Here is a 1,626-nt window from a genome sequence, read left to right on the forward strand (position 1 = left end):
GAGGAACGTCATGATCTGCCGCCGTTCGAATACGAAGGGAAAAGGAGCCCTTGGAGGAGAAACGGTCGGAATATGAACTGAGCCTGTTCAACGAATTGCATTTCTGGAACACAGGAACGCCGAAGTACATGGGAAATGACGGGAACAGTCAGGGGAGAGCAGATTGATTGGCGATGCTCTATGAATGGCTACTAGTTGGTCTATGTCATGTTGCAATTCCTGCCGCCGTCCACGGACATTCGCTATGTGGTCGATAGGCCTAAAGCGGAAAGCCTCGGAAATATGAAGAGATCTATCGTCTAAAACCCACCACCGCGTTCAAGGAGAATATTTATGAACTTGTTTCGCTCGGAAGTTCTTTCGTCAACCAACGATTGGTCTGGGCCTATTGTGCTTCCGAGGCCCTGGTCAAGCTGGGTTATTGTTAGCGTGGGCACATCTATTGGAATGCTGACTCTCGCATACCTAGTGTTTGGCACATACACAAAACATGCGTCGGTGCGCGGTATTCTTCTACCGGCACACGGCGTGATCCGCATCTCATCACAGGCAACAGGGATCATAACCGAAAGAAGAGTCTCGGAAGGCGAGCAAGTGAACAACGGAGACATCCTTTTTGTACTTTCCGACGAGCGCCGAACATCCGATATACAAGGGAGCCTCAAGTTGGCGGATGCTCACGCGCACTTGCTCGAGCAGCGACGCTCAAATCTTCAAGTGGCAATTGACGCAAGCCATCTACTCAATCAGCAAACTCAAGACGGCCTTCGATCGAGGTTAAACGCCCAAGCGGATGAGCTAACTAATCTCCGGCAAGAGATCGAAGTGCACACTCGTCGCGTTGCGTCGGCAGAGAATATATTTCATCGCCAAGTAATTCTCGCGCAAAATAATTTTATTTCCCCGGCAGGCCTGCTTGAGAAAGAAGATCAAGTCGAAACTCTGCGCATTCAGCTTATTTCTGCGCGACGTAAAAGGGCGGAGTTGACGAACAGTATTGCTTCGCTTCGAAGCGAGCTAAGCCAAGTAGCCACGCGCGCGGGAAGCCAAATAGCAGACTTGCGGCGCCAAATGGCTGAGTTACTGCAAGAGAGTGCTGAAGTTCGAACGCGTGACCGACTCGCTATCACGGCCCCACTTGCAGGAACAGTCACGGCCATTACAGCGGAAGTTGGGCAACTCGCCAGCAACCAGCCCATTGCCACGATACTGCCAAGAGGCTCGGCACTGATCGCACAACTTTTCGCGCCATCACGCGTTGTCGGCTTCGTCAAGCCGGGTCAGCGCATGCGATTGAGGTACCAAGCCTATCCATATGAAAAGTTCGGCCAATACTCAGGGACGGTAATCGAAGTCTCCCGCAGCCCGATCTCGCCACTGGATCTGGCATCCAATTTTCCTCCTCTGCGATTGGCAATTGACGAAGGCGTATACCGCATTACTGTAAAGGTTGATGATCAGAGCATACTCGCCGATGGGAAGAATATTCCTCTAATGCCGGGAATGACACTGGACGCCGACATCGAACAGGAGAAAAGAAGGCTATATGAATGGATATTTTTCCCTGTAATAGGAGTTAGCAGGCGGCTATCGTAACTAATAAAAGGCAAGTCAGATGAATTATAT

General features: G+C 50.8%; 1 protein-coding gene. It reads left to right on the forward strand.

The genetic code is table 11. The features are described from left to right. The first annotated feature begins 333 nt into the window (after positions 1–333). Positions 334–1,596: an HlyD family secretion protein gene (locus tag AC1DKD_RS41155; RefSeq protein WP_441627348.1), complete on the forward strand. Its 1,263-nt coding sequence runs from the start codon at positions 334–336 to the stop codon at positions 1,594–1,596. The last annotated feature ends 30 nt before the right edge of the window (positions 1,597–1,626 follow it).

The sequence above is a fragment of the Cupriavidus sp. 05T313 genome, assembly GCF_056396665.1.

Excerpts from the sequence above, each read along its gene's own strand:
- AC1DKD_RS41155 (WP_441627348.1), top strand. The coding sequence starts at position 334 with ATGAACTTGTTTCGCTCGGAAGTTCTTTCGTCAACCAACGATTGGTCT.